Below are 14,685 nucleotides of genomic sequence, written 5' to 3' on the forward strand. Positions count from 1 at the left end.
GGTGGCCGGGATCCACCTCACCGACGTGCCGCGCCTGGTGTACGGCGAGGAGCTGTTCCGGGAGAAGCAGCTGCGCAGCGTCACGGCCAACACGCGCGCCGACGGCGAGGAGTTCCTGCGCCTCGCCGCGGCGCTGGGCGTGCGGCCGACGGTGTCGCCGCGGCCCCTCGCCGACGCCGCCGCCGACGCCGCGCTCACGGACCTCGCAGCGGACCGGCTCGTCGGCGCGGCCGTGCTGGTTCGCTGAGCCGCAGGGGCCGGCCGGTGATCAGCCGCGTCGCACCCCGCGCTCATCGGTGTTCTCCCCGACATCGGCTGCGGCGCAGGCGAGCAGGTGGTTGGAGAGGTCGGCGAAGGCGCGGGCGACGGCGATCTCGTCGCCGATCTCGGGCACGTCGCGCTCCGCCGGGTTGCAGCGGGCCAGGCCGACCCCGACGAGGTCGCCGTCGCGGGTGTGCATGCGAGCGGCGGCGCGGGTGTGCCCGTCGTGCTCGTCGATGGTGACGACGACGTTCCAGCGCTTGGCGGCGATCATCGGTTGCTCCTCGCGGTCGTGGTGCGGTGTGCGGCGGACCGGGCTCGGCCTCCGGTGCCGCCGTCGTCGAGCCGGTACTCGAGGGCAGACGCGACGTCGACGACGTTGAGGCGGTTGACGAGGCGCACGCCGATTTCGGCGGTGCTGGGTTGCTCGACGGTGCCGGTCATCACGCGCCCCACGGTGTCGCCCTCGGCGCGCCTGGTCTCCTCGTGGACCCGGTGGTGCTGCCACCAGCGCCGGCGTCCCGGCAGAGGCCGAGCCGGCTTCGAGAACAGGTCACGTTCCGACACCACCCCGACGAGGCGGTCGGCTGGGTCGAGCACGGGCAGCGCGATCAGTCCGTGCTCGGTGAGCACCCCGGCCAATTCCTCGAGCGGCATGGCGGGTCGGGTGGTCAGCACACGGCGGATCATCAGGTTCGCGACGGTCGACGTCGTCACGGGTGAGAGCGTCCGCGCCGTGCCGCGTCCCTGGCAGGGCCGTCCGCTCGGGTTCCGGAGGGCTTCCGGTCCTCGGCTCGGTGCGCGGTGAAGATGCGTTTCTGCGCGGCGTCGACCAGGAGGATGGCCGGCGCGGCGAGCGCGGCGAGGGCCCAGCCCAGCGGGGTCGGCGGCGCGTGTCCCAGTAGCCGGGCGACCGGCGGCACCGCGAGGAACAGCCCGAGCAGCACCAGTTCGCACGCGACGGCGACGAGCAGCAGCTTGTTGCGCCGCAGCGACCAGCGACCGACCGGCCGGGTCTCGCTGCGGCAGGCGAACGCGTTCGCGAGCTGGCCGACCACGACGACGGTGAAGGCGGTGCCGGAGGCGGCGGCGAGCAGGGCGACCGGTGGGGTTTCGCCCCAGCTCCACCCACCGACGGAGAGCACGGTGAGGAACGCCGTGAGCTGCACCGCCGCCTCGGTCGGCCCGAGCAGGCCGAACGCCCGCCCGAGTACGCGTGCATCGACGAGGCGGCCGGTGCGGGCCGGCCCGCGCAGCGCGGAGGCGCTGGGCGGTTCCGCGCCGAGCGCGAGGGCCGGGAGCATGTCGGTGCCGATGTCTATGGCCAGGATCTGCAGCACGCCGAGGGCCGGCGGGACGGCGCCGGCAGTGAGTCCCCACAGCAGGAACGGCGCGAGCTCCGCCACGTTGTCGCTCAGGTGGTAGGTGAGGAACCGGCGGAGGTTGGCGAAGGTGGCCCGCCCGTACTCGACAGCGGTGACGATCGTGGCGAAGTGGTCGTCGAGCAGCACCAGATCGGCTGCCTCGCGAGCCACGTCGGTGCCGCTTGCGCCCATCGCGATGCCGATGTCGGCCTCGCGCAGCGCCGGTCCGTCGTTCACCCCGTCGCCTGTCATCGCGACGATGTGCCCGCGGCTGCGCAGCGCCCGCGCGATACGGAGCTTGTCCTCCGGGGTGGCTCTGGCCACGACGGCGCCGTCGACGTCGACGGCCGCGGCGAGCGCCGCCCCGCCGTCGACGTCGTCGGGCGGCAGGTCCGCCGCGACGAGAACGGGGCTGGCCGGCAGCGCGAGTCCCACCTGCTCGGCGATCGCCCTGGCGGTGCTCGGGTGGTCACCCGTGATCATCAGCAGCCCGATGTGCGCCTCGCGGCAGCTGTGCACCGCCTCCATGACGCCGTCGCGAGGCGGGTCCTGCAGCCCGACGAGCCCGAGCAGGTGCAGCCCGGCTTCCAGGTCCTCCGCCGGTCCAGTCGGCTCGATCCCGTCCGGGAGGGGCCCGGACGCGACCGCGAGGACCCGCAGGCCGCTGCGGGCCATCCGTTCGACCTCGTCGAGCGCGGCCGTTCCCCCACAGATCCGCAGCACCGCGTCCGGCGCACCGGTGACGAGCACCGCCTCAGCCCCCGGATCATCGACGACGACCAGGGTCCTGCGGCGAGCCGGGTCGAACGCAACCCGCCGCCGCTCGGGGCGTGCTGCCTCATCCCGTCCCACGTCGATCCCGGAGCGCAGCGCCAGGACGTGCAGGGCGACCTCCATCGGGTCACCCAGCGGTGCCCAGCGGCCGTCGCGCAGCACGGCACGGCCCTCGGCGCAGCGCGCTGCGGCGATCGCGACATCCCGGACCGCCCGTCCGGCATCCCGCGTGAGGGTCAATTCCCCCCGCGGGTCGTACCCGGAACCCCGGATCGTGGCTGCGCCTTCGGGCGCCCAGACCCGCACCACCGACATCTGGTTCGCCGTCAGCGTCCCGGTCTTGTCGGTGCAGATGACGGTGGTCGACCCCAGGGTTTCGACCGATTCGAGCCGCCGGACGAGCGCATTGCGGGCGGCCATGCTGTGTGCGGCGCGGGCGAGCGACAGCGTCACGGTCGGCAGCAGTCCCTCCGGGACGAGTGCCACGGTGACACCTACCGCGAGCAGGAAGCCGGCCGTCAGGTCCATGCCGAGCCACAGTGCGACGCCGAAGAAGACGAAACCCACGACCACCGCGACGACGCCGATGACACGCACCACCTGGTTGAGCCGCTCGGCGAGCGGTCCCGGCGGCCGATGGGCGCCCCGGGTCATCGCGGCGATCCCGGCGAGCCTTGTTGCGGCCCCCGTCGCCGTGACCACAGCTCGTGCCTCGCCCCGGGTGACGAAGGTGCCCGCGTACGCGGTCGCGCCGGATGTCGCCGATACGGGGACGCTCTCGCCGGTGAGGGTCGACTCGTCGACAGCGAGCCCGTCTGCGTGCTCGAGGGTGAGGTCGGCGCTGATCCGGTCGCCCGCACCGAGGAGCACGAGGTCGCCAGGGACGAGGTCCGCGGCCTCGATCACCGTGCGGTCGCCGTCGCGTACGACGGTGGCCTGCGCTGGGAGCAGGTCGCGCAGCCGTTGCCCGGCGCGATCGGCGCGGTACTCCTGGACGAAGGCGAACACCCCGTTCACCACCACGACGACCGCGATGGCCGATCCGAGCTGGGGCATCCCGCCGAGGACGGCGAGTGCGGCGGCCACCCACAGCATCATGGCGAAGAAGTGGGTCATCTGGCGCAGCAGGATGAGCACCGGTGAGACAGGCCGTGGAGCGGGCAGCGTGTTCGGGCCGTGCACCGTCAGCAGGCGCCGCGCCTCCGCGGTGCTCAACCCGGCTGTCGCGGGAGGGCTCGAGCGCACCGGGCCCGTCGGGCCGATGGTCATTTCACCCTCCTGCCCAACGCGGTGGCTCGGTCAGCTGTGCCGCGGAGCCCGCCCATCGTCGATCCGGAGCGGGGCACTCGGAACGTGCCGTCCGGCAGGTGTCGGCAGGGCCGGAGGGCTGTGCCATCGGAGTGCCGTGACCGGGGCCGGCGACGCACCCGTGGAAGATCGTGGTGGAACGGCCCATTTCGGAAGGGGTCTTCCGCCGCTTCCACGCCGGCTGTGGGAGCGCTCGGGTTGACGGCGGAGCGGACGGGTGGGGAGCCCGCGGCCGACGAGGGGCGCGGCAGCGAACCGGGGTGGCACGCCGTGGGGGTCGACGACGCGCTCGCGCAGTTGTCGACCGACCGGGCCGGCCTCACGGGCGACGAGGCCTTCCGCTGGCTCGACGTGTACGGGCCGAACCGGCTGACCCGCCAGGAGGGCCCCTCTGCCTGGGCCGTGCTCGCCCGCCAGGTCGCCAGCCCGCTGATCTACGCACTGCTCCTCTCCGCCGGCGTGGCGTTCGTGCTCGGGGACGTGCCCGACGGCGCCGTCGTTCTCGGGGGCGTGGTGCTCAACGCGCTGATCGGGTTCGTGCAGGAGTACCGCGCCGGCCGGGCGATCCAGGCGCTGGCCCGGCTGGTGTCGCAACCGGCCCGGGTGCGCCGCGACGGCCGGTGGACGGAGACGGCCGCCGAGCACCTCGTCCCGGGGGACGTGGTCGCCGTCGAGGCGGGGTCCGGGTGGCGGCCGACCTGCGCGTGGTGGAGGCCCGCGGGCTGCGTGCCGACGAGTCGGCGCTGACCGGCGAGTCGGTCCCCGTGGACAAGGACCACGCCCCCGTCGACCCCGCCGCGGAGCTCGCCGAGCGGCGCTCGATGTTGCACGGCGGCACCGTGGTGACGTCCGAGGCGGCCGAAGCCGTCGTGGTGGAGACCGGCGACCGCACGGCGCTCGGCCGCGTCTCGGGGCTGGTCGGCGGCGTCGAGGTCACGCAGACGCCGCTGACCCGCAGCATCGGCCGGCTCGGCGCGGCGGTCACGAAGGTGATCGGCGTGGTCGCCGTGGTGCTGCTCGTGGTTGCCCTGCTGCGGGGGTACCCGGTCGCCGACGCGGTGCTGGCGGCGATCACCTTGGCGGTCGCCGCGATCCCGGAGGGCCTGCCTGCGATCGTGACGATCGCGCTGGCGGTCGGGGTGCAGCGGATGGCCCGGCGCCGCGCGGTGGTGCGCGAGCTGCCCGCCGTGGAGACGCTCGGCTCGACCTCGGTGATCTGCACGGACAAGACCGGCACGCTGACGTGCAACGAGATGGTGGTTCGCCGCGCCTGGGTGCCGGGCGGCGCCGAGGCCGAGTTCGACGGCGTCGGGTACGCCCCCGGCGGGGGGTACGGGTGCGCGGGGCGCCGTCGGCGCACCCCGGTGCCGCGATCGGAGAGCTGTTGCGCGCCGCGGCGCTGGCCAACGAGTCGCACCTGGCCGGCGCAGGCGCCGAACGCGTCGTGCTCGGCGACCCGACCGACGGGGCGCTGCTGGTGGCGGCCGAGCGCGAGGGAGTCGACCTCGCCGCGCTGTTCCGCGACCACCCGCCGCGGTCGGTGCTCCCGTTCGACTCGCAGCGCGGGTACATGGCCAGCACACCTACAGCGGGTGCGGTGACCTACGTGAAGGGCGCGCCCGAGGTCCTGCTCGCCCACGTCGACGCCGACGCGTCCGCCGCCGCCCACCAGGTCCTCGGCCGGTACGCCGCCGACGGGCTCCGCGTGCTGGCGGTGGCCCGCACCGGCGGAGTCGCGGCCGACGACGGGCCACTCGCCGCCGGACTCGAGCTGTTGGGCCTCGTCGCGCTGATCGACCCGCCGCGCCCGGGTGTGGTCGAGGCGATCGAGGAGTGCCACCGGGCGGGCATCAGCGTCAAGATGATCACTGGTGACCACGCGGCCACGGCCGCGGCGATCGGTCGGGACCTGGGCATCACAGGGCGAGCCCGGGGGGCTGCGCCGAGGTGCACGGTCTTCCCGCCACCGACCGGCACCTCGAGTCCCTGGTAGCCGCCTTCGACGAACGTGGCGAACTCGTTGATCGTGAAGTAGTGCCGCACGCGGTCGCCGAGCCCTGCGACGACGTGGCCGGCGTGCTCGGCGAACGCGAGTGCGGTCTCCTCGCCCTGCCGGCCGCCGTAGCTGTCCTGCGGCGCCTGGGGCAGGTCCCAGTGGTACAGCGTGGCGAACGGTTCGACGCCGGCGTCGAGGAGCTTGTCGACCAGCCGGTGGTAGAAGTCGAGTCCTTGCGGGTTCGGCTTGCCGGTCCCGTCGGGGGAAGATCCGCGGCCAGGCGATCGAGAACCGGTACGCGTTCGCGTTGAGCCTCTTCATCAGGGCGACGTCCTCGACGTAGCGGTGGTAGCGGTCGTTGGCGACGTCCCCGTTGTCGTCGTTCCGCACGTTGCCCGGCGTGTGGGAGAACGTGTTCCGGATCGAGGGGTCTTTGCCGTCCTCGTCCCAGGCTCCTTCCACCTGGTAGGCGGACGTGGCGACTCCCCACCGGAATCCGTCCGGGAACCTGCGCTCGACGCTCATGAGGAACCCCTGCGACGCGTGCCTGCCGGTTGATCTGACGGGTCGCGAGCCAGGTGAATGCGAAACGCCCTCGCTGCCCGGCCGGCTCGTCAGAACGACCCCGCTGCGCGTTCCTGGCAATCCACCCAGCGGAGGCTGGTGAACTGCGGCCGGGCCAGCGCGGGCCTGAGGACGTCGGTCAGATCACAGCCGACCGGCGGGCGCGAGCACGGCGGGGACGCGACCACCGACGGCGAGCGCGACGCGCTCGATCCTCCGATGGTGCCCGAGGACGAACCCGATGTGCCGCGCGAAGCTGCCCGGTGCTGCCCAGCCGGGAGCACGGCGCGCGTGCAGCACCAGACCCGGGAGGACGGCGTGATCGGCGAGCCAGGAGTCGACGACCTGCCCGAGGTGTGTTCGTCCCGCCGTGTCCCTGCGTCGTACGTGCCGCCGTGGTGCTGGTGGAGGGCATCCGGTGATGGGGTGGGCTTCGGCATCTGATGGCCTTTCGTCGTCGCCGAGGCCACGGTAGGAAGGTCCGTCGTGGGAGGCATCGGTTGTGCTATCCGTCGCGCCCGAGCATGGCCGCGAGGTCGCGCCGGGAGCGGAGCCCGAGCTTGGCGAACACGTGGGACAGGTGATGCCCGACGGTGCGGTCGCTGATCCGCATACGGGCCCCGATCTCCCGGTTGGTCAGATCGCCGGCGGCGAGCTGGGCCACCCGGCGTTCCTGTGCGGTCAGCGTTGCCAGGCCCGTGCCGGCGGCAGTGGCACGGCGTGCGGGCGCCTTCGTGAGGCGCTGCTCGCGCCGGGCCCGCTCGAGCATCGGGCGCGCTCCCAGGGCGTGGAAGGTCTCGGCCGCGGCGTCGAGATGCCGGCGGGCGTCCTGGCGCCGCCGCTGTCGCCGCAACCACTCGCCGTAGAGCAGGCGGGCACGTGCGTGATCGAACGGGCGCCGGGACGCGCCGGGCACGTCCAGCGCCGCCCGGTAGGACCGTTCGGCGGCGGGTTCGTCCAGCAGTGCGCGTGCCAGGTGAGCGGTGAATCTCGCCCAGTGCGCGTCGGTGCGCCGTACCCAGGCGTCGAGCGCCTCGGCGCGGCGCCGGCCGATCTCCGGCCGCCGCGCGTGCACGGCGGCCTCGATCGTGTCCAGGCTGGCCAGCAGCGCGACGGTCGAATGCGCTGCCTCGTGCCCGTGCTCGTCCAGGCGGGCGAGCAGGTCGAGGGCGGCATCGGCGCGACCGGCCGCCAGAGCGGCCATGCCACGGTTCCAGTGGGCCGAGGCGATGACCGCACGGTCGCGGCGCGGCGCGGCCAGCTGCAGGGTCCGAACGGTCAGCTGGCCGACGCTGCGGCCGTCACCGCGGACGGCGGCGAGCCATCCGAGGCAGTTCCGGCACTCCGCGGCGATGTGCTCGGCGCCGATCCGCTCGGCCGACGCGAGCCCCTCGGCCGCGGCGTCCTCCGCGGCGGCCCAGCGGCCCGCGGCGATGTCGAGTCGCGCGATCCGAGCCAGCGCCGCAGCGAGCGAGGTGCCATCGGCGTGACGGCGGTGCCTGCGGGCAAGGGCGTGCACGGCATCGGCGAGTGGCTCGTCGAGGCCCCACACCAGTCCGAGCGGCGACGTCGGGAGCAGCTGCGACTCCACCCGGGAGATGTGCGCCATGACGTCACCGAGATCGACGGCACCGAGATCGGCCGACGACTCGGCCCGGGCCGAGTCCGTCGCCGGTCCCCACCACGTCCGGACGATCGGGAGGATGTCGGGCAGTCCGGGAGTCGTCAGCCCCGCGAGACGAGTGAGTGTCTCGCCGACGAGGTCGTCGCGGGCCGCGGACCATCCCGCGTGCAGGGCAGCGGCGCCCAGCTCCACTCTCGTGCGTGGACCGTCGAACTCGGCGATGTCGCGACTGAGCGATCGGTGGGCCCGTTCCAGAGACCCCTCGGCGAGTTCGAGTACCCCGCGCAGGCCGCGGCTGGCGCGGGTGGCCTGGACCTCGTCGGTCAGGCTCGCGGCGTCGGCCAGTAACCGGTGCGCCATCGTGGCGTCCCCGCCGTGCCAGGCGGCCACGGCCGCGCCGGCGAGCCTGCGGGTCGCAGCGGCCGGGTCGGCGGAGAGCTCGGCGGCCCGCCGCAGGATCGGTACGGCGCCGGCGCCCGAGGGCACCGTCTGCTCGAGCAGCCCGGCGATCTCCTCGTCGACGTCGGGAACGGTCGCCGCCCGGTGCCAGACATGCCCGCGACTGCCCGGGGGAAGCGCGGCGGCCAGGGTTCGATGGCCGGTCCTGCGCTCGGACGGGGAGGCGCTCGCGTAGACAGCGGCCCGGACCACCGGGTGCCGTAGCGCGGGCCGGTCGGGTGTCCCGGCGAGCAGCCCCGACCGGAGCGTCTCCTCCCAGACCGGCTCCTCGGCGTCGCGGGAATGTGCTGCCCGTGCGAGCGTGAGCTGGTCACCGTCGGCACGAGCCGCGGCCAGGAGCACGACGAGCTCGCGTGCCGGGGGCTGCATGGTCTGCAGGCGCTCGGCGAAGGCCTTCCGCAGCCGGGGCCCCACGGGCACCGTGCCGGCAAGATCGTCGAACCGTGTCGGCAGCTCGTGCAGTGCCAGCGGGTTGCCCCCACCTGCGGCGACCGCGCGGGTGACCGCGGTGGCGTCGAGGCCGGGGTGGGCGGCGGCGAGCAGTTGGGCGGCGTCGTGGTCGGCGAGCGGACCCACTGCGAGCGGATCGACCCCCTCCCACGGTCCGCCGGCGGGCGTGTCGTGGCCGGCGATCAGGACCACCACAGGGTCGGTCCGCACCCGCCGGGCGACGAATCCGAGGACGAACGCGGTCTCCGCGTCGAGCCGGTGTGCGTCGTCCACGACGATCAGGAGCGGACCGTCGACGGCCGGCGCCGACAACAGGGACAGGACCGCCACGGCGCTGAGCAACCGGCCCGGTCCGGTGGCCTCGCCCGCGAGCACGCCCCGCAACGCGGCCGCCTGGGGCACCGGAAGGGTCGCGATCAGGTGCTCGACCGGCCGGAGCAGCGTGTACAGGCCGGCGAAGGGGGTCCCGGACTCGCACCGTGCGGGCTGTACCGCCCACGCGGCGATGTCGGGAGACGCTGCGGTGACGTGGTCGAGCAGTGCGGTCTTGCCGATGCCCGGCTCACCCCAGAGCACCAGGGCGCCACCGGTGCCACGGCGGGCTCGGTCGAGCACCACGGTCACGGCATCGATCTCCGCCTGTCGTCCGACGAGCCGAGCCGGAACACCGGTCGCCCTCATCGCGTCCACTCACCACTCAACTCGCGGTGCGGAGGGACGGCTCGGCGCCGCTTCTCGTGTAGCCAGACCACCACCACCATGGCGACGTTGACCGCGCCGAGAATGAGCAACGGTGGGCCGCCGGTCTCGGTGGAACGGTCGACGGCCGAGGTGCCGCCCCCGGTCATGACGTTGTTGCCGATGCCGGCCAGCACGTTGTTGACGACGTGGAAGGCGATCGGTGCCTCGACGCCCCCGCTGATGATGGCCATCAGACCGGTGCTGAGGGCGATCAGGGCGATGTACCCGGCCAACCAGGCGTCCGTCGAGCCGTGCAAGGCGGCGAACGCCAGCGAGGACACGACGAGGCCGACGGCCAGGGCCGGGCGCACGGCGCGTACCCAACTCGCCGTCGCGGGGAGGAGGACGCTGCGGTACATCAGCTCTTCGCCGGTTGCCTGGATCGGGATGGTGATCAGGGTGACGGCCAGCAGCGCGACGGTGGTGTCGGTGATCGCGAATCCGGTCCACCCGGTGGCTTGGGGCGCGACCACGGCCACGGTCCCGAGGCCGGCGGACACCAGGACCGCCGCGACGGCCGAGTAGTCGGCGAGTCGTCGTCGGTCGAACCTTCGCAGGGGGCTGAGGAGCGTCCGCCACGGGACCCGGGTCATCCACGCGAGCAGCAGAACCGCTACCACGCCCGTCGCCCCGATGGAGAGATTGGCGGCCAGGGACTTCAGGGGTGTGAACTCGGAGGAGAACGGATCGTCGGAACCCTCGATGGCCCCGACGACCGACCAGGCCAGCACCTGGGAGCCGATCAGGCACACCGGCAGCGTCGCGAGCAGCACCAGTGGCTTCCACCAGCTCATCCGCAGATGCGCGCCGAAGGGCCGCGTGCCGTTGACCGCCGTGGTGATGGGCCGGGTCACGGCGTCGCCCGTGGAGTGCGACGGCCCGGCCGCAGCGGAACGAGGACGACCGGAAACTGGCCTGTGCATGGGAACCTTCTCGAGATCTTCCGTCGACGGGGCGACCTACGTCGAACGCGGCACGGTGTACGCGCGGAAGGGAGCACACAGTGTGCCCTTGGGGCAGGGTCAAGGGTCTCCATGAAGTTCCGTCGGGTGGCGGCGACGGATCCGCTCCCTGATTCACTCGCGACGGGAAGCCGGTACGAAGAGATCGGGGCTGTTCGAGACGCGCGGAACCGCGGCGTCAACGCCTCCACGGCGCCACGACGACAGCTGAGGAGCAACGCAGTGCGGATCGGATTCGTCCTCCCACAGTTCGGACGAGGGGCGGCGCAGATCGACCAGGTCGTGAGGTTCGCGGCGAGCGCCGAGGAGCACGGGGCGGAGAGCCTGTGGGTCGGCGACCGGCTGCTCGCCCCCGTGAACCCAACGGTCAACTACGGCGACCTCGACCACGTACCGGCCGTCATGCGCGCGAGCCACGACCCGCTCACCCTCCTGGGCGTGGCGGCCGCGGTCACCTCCCACGTCCTACTGGGCACCAGCACCATCAACGCGCCGTGGTACCCGCCGCCCTTGCTGGCCCGCCAGACGTTGACCCTCGACCAGGTCAGTGGCGGGCGGCTCGTGCTCGGGCTGGGCATCGGGTGGAGCCCCGACGAGTACGCCGCGGTGGGGTGCCCTGGGAGGAGCGCGGGGCACGGCTCGACGAGTGCCGCGACGTCCTGGCCGCCTGGTGGCACGACGACCCGGTGGCACACGAGGGGCGCACCGGGACCATCATGCCGTCGCACGTGCAGGTCAAACCCCACGGCATCCCGATCTACCTGGGCGGGTCGGGTCGGCGTCCGATGCAGCGGGCGGCCGAGCGTGCCGACGGCTTCCTGCCGGTCCTGCTGCCGGACACGGTCGATCAACTCGACGCCGTGGTCAACCGGCCGTGGCAGCGGCTGGGGGATGCCGCGGTGGCCGCGGGCCGCCCGGCCGACGCCATCGGGGCTGCGCTGCGCTACAACGTCGCTGCCGACGACGACCCCGCACACATCGGCCGGGTGCTGCGTCGCGTGGCCGCCGAGACCGACGTCGCGGACGTCTTCGTCGACTTCATTGACAAGGACGAGGTCGGCGACGCCGCGGTGGAGCTGGTCGGCCGGGTTCTCGACGCCGCCCGCGGTGGATCCCGGCGCGACTGAACCATGACCGACTACGGCCACCCGCTGCGCTTCGGCGCGTTCATCACCCCCACGAACGGGCAACCGCAGGTCCCGGTCCGGCTCGCGCAGCTCACCGAACGACTCGGATACGACCTCGTCACCTTCCAGGACCACCCCTACCAGCGCCGGTTCCTCGACACGTGGACGTTGCTGTCCTACGTCGCCGCCGCCACCACGCGCATCCATCTGTCGCCGAACGTGCTGAGCCTTCCGATGCGCGACCCGCTCGTCGCGGCGCGTGCGGCGGCGTCGCTGGATCTGCTCTCGGGTGGGCGATTCGAGCTGGGCCTCGGAGCGGGCGTGTTCTGGGACGCGATCGCCGCCATGGGGCGACGACGGCTCGGTCCGGGAGATGCGGTCGAGGCACTCGACGAGGCGATCGACCTCATGCGAGGGCTCTGGGCAGCGCAAGTTCGCGCACCGCTGCACGGAGGGGCGTTCTACCCCGTTGCCGGAGCGGCACGGGGCCCCGCGCCCGCCCATCCGATCCCGATCTGGCTGGGCGCGTACAAACCTCGGATGTTGCGACTGATCGGCCGCACCGGCGACGGCTGGCTCCCGGGCCTGCCCAACCTTCGACGAGGCTCGATCGCCGACGACCACGCGAGGATCGACGAGTCGGCCGCCGGCGCGGGCCGGGACCCCCGCGACATCCACCGGCTGCTCAACGTGCTCGGCGACGAACCCGCGGAGTTGCTCGCCGAGCTCGCCGTCGAGCACGGGTTCTCCACCTTCATCGTCGCGACCGACGACGTCGACGTGCTGACCCGATTCGCCGACGAGACCGCACCGCAGGTGCGCCGGGACGTCGCCGCCGGGCGACCGGACCAGGGCGCGGAGATCAACGCCGGACAACGGACGGACCAGGGAGAACAGCAGTTATGAGAGCAGCGGTCATCACATCCTTCGGCGCGGCCGATGTGCTCCACGAAGCCCAGGTGGACCCCCCGGTGCCGGGGCCCGGCCAGACGTTGGTCGAGGTCCGCGCAGCGGGACTGAACCCCGCCGAACTCATCGCACGGTCCGGCGGCTTCGGCCTGCCGGCCCCGGCGATCATCGGGTTCGAGTTTGCCGGCACCGTCGCGGCGATCGGCGACGACGTCACCGGCGTCGAGGTCGGTGCGCGCGTCGCCGGGTGGCCCGACAGCTTCAGCCAGGGCTCCTACGCCGAGTTCACTCTCAGCAGCAACTACACGACCATCCCCGACGGGGTGACCTTCGAGGACGCGGCCGCGACCGTCATCGGCGCAGACAACGCCGCGCGGGGCCTCGCGCTCCTGCGGCCGAGCCCCGGTGAGACCATCGTGATCACCGGGGCGAGTGGAGCCCTCGGCGGCGCAGCCGTGCAGTTCGCACGCCTGCAGGGACTCACCGTGATCGGGATCTGTGGACGTTCCAGCCTCGAGTACGTGGAAAGCCTCGGGGCGACCGCCGTCGAGTACGGCGACCACCTCGCGGACCGCGTGCGTGCGGTCGCGCCCGGCCCGATCGACGCAGCACTCGACACCGCGGGGAAGGGACTCGTGTCGACGCTCATCGAACTGCGCGGCGGAGCCGGGCGCGTCGTCACCCTGGCGGATCCGGCTGCGGCCGCCCGGGGCGTCACCTTCAGCGCGGGACACCCCGGGAACCGGGACAGCCGCCCCGTGCGGGAGGCGCTGGAGCGCATCGCCGCGGGTGAATGGCGTACCCGGATCGGCCGCACCTTCCCGCTGCACCAGGCGGCCGAGGCCCACCGGATGTTGGAAGCCGGGCACACCGGGGGGAAGCTGCTGCTGATTCCGTAGCGGTGTCAGGACGACGGTCTTGCCGCGCCCGCACCACTTCCGCTGATCATGGCGGGTGCGTTCCGCTGAACGCGGCTCGGAGCATGATCACATAGACTTGAGGGCTGTCGCGGGAAGATCTGACAGCCCCCACGTCTACCTGATCATGATTCCGCCGGCGGAATAGAACGCCGGTCGGCAGTCAACGGGTGCGCCTCGGATCGGACGGCAGGCAGACCGGGCTGGGCCTCGGCGGAGGAAGGTGAGCAGCTCGCTTGTTTCGGGGAACCGTTCCCGGCATCCGGCGGAGTGCCCGAGGACTCGGCAGACTGGGGCCATGCCCGACTGGCTGCGCACCACCCTGCTGATCGTCGGTGTACTCGGGTTGCTCGTCGTCATGGTGCTCGGGTACGTGATGTGGCGCTACCGCATCCCGCCGCGTGGCCTGATAGCCATGGGCGCCGCGGCGGTCTACCTCGTCTTGCCCATCGACGTCGTGCCGGAGGCGGTCCTCGGTCCGCTCGGGCTGGTCGACGACGCCGGCGTTACCGTCGCGGTGGTGCTGTTCGTCTACAAGTTGGTGAAGGCGCACCGCATCCTCAGCGATGGCGGGGTAGACCTGGGGCGACTGGGTCGGCGAACCCTCCACGGCGACCGCGACTCGGCCTGATTCCGCCTCGTCTTCCGAGGGAGGCCGTCGGCGGCCCGTCGACGCTGCAGGGTGGGCTATCCCGGTGCCGTGAATCGAAGGATCGCCTTGGTGGCGCGACCGGAGCCCGCGTCCTCGAACGCGGTGTTGATGTCGGAGAAGTCGTAGAAGGACAGCAGCCGGTCGATCGGGAACCGGCCCGCTCGATAGAGCTGGGCAAGATCGTTGATCAGCAGCGACGAGACAGCATCTCCCTGGATGATGCCCTGCAGCGACTGGCCGAGCGTGAGTCGGCCGGCGTCGATCATGGCCTTGCAGCGGCCACACGAGTGGTAGGAGAGGACGACGTGGTCACCAGGCTCGACGGTGGTGACGGCGGCCCCCACACGCTCGACGACTCCCGCGCCCTCGTGCCCCAGCACCACCGGTAACGGCGTCGCCATTCGTTGCGCCCGCACGTGAGCGTCGGTCGCGCATATTCCGGTCGCGACCACGCGGACGAGGACCTCGTCGGGTCGAGGGTCCTCGATTTCAATGTCGCGGAATTCGAACGGTCCGTCCTGCGTCTCGAGAACCGCGGCCCGTGCGGACGTGGTCATACGTCGTGAGCCTCCCGCCG

Annotated in this window: 11 protein-coding genes and 5 pseudogenes; 8 read left to right on the forward strand and 8 right to left on the reverse strand. The window is 72.9% G+C overall.

Annotated features, from left to right (window positions below; genetic code table 11):
- Positions 1-247 (forward strand): annotated as a pseudogene (locus tag ACFPL3_RS38940) (zinc-binding alcohol dehydrogenase family protein); the annotation flags it as partial.
- Positions 248-268: 21 nt separating this feature from the next.
- Here the strand turns inward: ACFPL3_RS38940 and ACFPL3_RS38945 are convergent.
- From ACFPL3_RS38945 to ACFPL3_RS38955, 3 genes are read right to left on the reverse strand one after another with little or no spacing between them, the layout of a single operon-like run.
- The gene (locus ACFPL3_RS38945; RefSeq protein ID WP_343942464.1) at positions 269-535 is read right to left on the reverse strand and encodes a DUF1876 domain-containing protein; all 267 of its coding nucleotides are present in this window, start codon (positions 533-535) and stop codon (positions 269-271) included.
- Complete coding sequence (locus ACFPL3_RS38950) at positions 532-978, reverse strand: CBS domain-containing protein (RefSeq protein ID WP_343942463.1); 447 nt, start codon at positions 976-978, stop codon at positions 532-534. The genes ACFPL3_RS38945 and ACFPL3_RS38950 overlap by 4 nt, the downstream gene beginning before the upstream one ends.
- Positions 975-3,668 (reverse strand): cation-translocating P-type ATPase, encoded by a 2,694-nt coding sequence (locus tag ACFPL3_RS38955; protein ID WP_379590718.1) that lies wholly within the window; start codon positions 3,666-3,668, stop codon positions 975-977. Before ACFPL3_RS38955 ends, ACFPL3_RS38950 begins: the two co-directional genes overlap by 4 nt.
- Positions 3,669-3,905: 237 nt before the next feature.
- On the opposite strand from ACFPL3_RS38955, the gene ACFPL3_RS38960 reads away from it, so the two are divergent.
- The 3 genes and pseudogenes from ACFPL3_RS38960 to ACFPL3_RS42125 all read left to right on the forward strand — a co-directional run bounded on the left by ACFPL3_RS38960 (position 3,906) and on the right by ACFPL3_RS42125 (position 5,700).
- Positions 3,906-4,454 (forward strand): cation-transporting P-type ATPase, encoded by a 549-nt coding sequence (locus tag ACFPL3_RS38960; RefSeq protein WP_343942460.1) that lies wholly within the window; start codon positions 3,906-3,908, stop codon positions 4,452-4,454.
- Positions 4,415-4,930: pseudogene (locus tag ACFPL3_RS38965) on the forward strand (P-type ATPase actuator domain-containing protein); the annotation flags it as partial. The gene ACFPL3_RS38960 and the pseudogene ACFPL3_RS38965, both read left to right, overlap by 40 nt.
- 113 nt (positions 4,931-5,043) lie before the next feature.
- On the forward strand, positions 5,044-5,700 hold the full coding sequence (locus ACFPL3_RS42125) for an HAD-IC family P-type ATPase (RefSeq protein WP_465269450.1): 657 nt from the start codon (positions 5,044-5,046) through the stop codon (positions 5,698-5,700).
- Positions 5,701-5,732: 32 nt separating this feature from the next.
- Here ACFPL3_RS42125 and ACFPL3_RS38980 read toward each other — a convergent pair.
- The 4 genes and pseudogenes from ACFPL3_RS38980 to ACFPL3_RS38995 all read right to left on the reverse strand — a co-directional run.
- Positions 5,733-5,915 (reverse strand): annotated as a pseudogene (locus tag ACFPL3_RS38980) (family 1 glycosylhydrolase); the annotation flags it as partial.
- Positions 5,916-6,018: 103 nt separating this feature from the next.
- Positions 6,019-6,228 (reverse strand): annotated as a pseudogene (locus ACFPL3_RS38985) (family 1 glycosylhydrolase); the annotation flags it as partial.
- 544 nt (positions 6,229-6,772) lie between these two features.
- The gene (locus ACFPL3_RS38990; protein WP_343942457.1) at positions 6,773-9,481 is read right to left on the reverse strand and encodes an AAA family ATPase; all 2,709 of its coding nucleotides are present in this window, start codon (positions 9,479-9,481) and stop codon (positions 6,773-6,775) included.
- On the reverse strand, positions 9,478-10,395 hold the full coding sequence (locus tag ACFPL3_RS38995; RefSeq protein ID WP_343942456.1) for a CPBP family intramembrane glutamic endopeptidase: 918 nt from the start codon (positions 10,393-10,395) through the stop codon (positions 9,478-9,480). The genes ACFPL3_RS38990 and ACFPL3_RS38995 overlap by 4 nt, the downstream gene beginning before the upstream one ends.
- Positions 10,396-10,575: 180 nt before the next feature.
- On the opposite strand from ACFPL3_RS38995, the pseudogene ACFPL3_RS39000 reads away from it, so the two are divergent.
- The 4 genes and pseudogenes from ACFPL3_RS39000 (at position 10,576) to ACFPL3_RS39015 (ending at position 14,087) form a co-directional block, all read left to right on the forward strand.
- Positions 10,576-11,630: pseudogene (locus tag ACFPL3_RS39000) on the forward strand (TIGR03619 family F420-dependent LLM class oxidoreductase).
- 3 nt (positions 11,631-11,633) lie between these two features.
- Positions 11,634-12,536 (forward strand): LLM class flavin-dependent oxidoreductase, encoded by a 903-nt coding sequence (locus tag ACFPL3_RS39005; protein ID WP_343942454.1) that lies wholly within the window; start codon positions 11,634-11,636, stop codon positions 12,534-12,536.
- On the forward strand, positions 12,533-13,438 hold the full coding sequence (locus ACFPL3_RS39010; protein WP_379590721.1) for an NADP-dependent oxidoreductase: 906 nt from the start codon (positions 12,533-12,535) through the stop codon (positions 13,436-13,438). Before ACFPL3_RS39005 ends, ACFPL3_RS39010 begins: the two co-directional genes overlap by 4 nt.
- A 316-nt stretch (positions 13,439-13,754) precedes the next feature.
- Entirely contained in the window at positions 13,755-14,087 is a 333-nt protein-coding gene (locus ACFPL3_RS39015; protein ID WP_343942452.1) for a YkvA family protein, read from the forward strand.
- A 56-nt stretch (positions 14,088-14,143) separates the two neighbouring features.
- On the opposite strand, the gene ACFPL3_RS39020 is transcribed toward ACFPL3_RS39015, so the two are convergent.
- Positions 14,144-14,665: an alcohol dehydrogenase catalytic domain-containing protein gene (locus tag ACFPL3_RS39020; protein WP_343942451.1), complete on the reverse strand. Its 522-nt coding sequence runs from the start codon at positions 14,663-14,665 to the stop codon at positions 14,144-14,146.
- Positions 14,666-14,685: the final 20 nt, after the last annotated feature.

This window comes from Pseudonocardia zijingensis (genome assembly GCF_042657305.1).
GTDB classification, from domain to species: Bacteria; Actinomycetota; Actinomycetes; order Mycobacteriales; family Pseudonocardiaceae; genus Pseudonocardia; species Pseudonocardia zijingensis.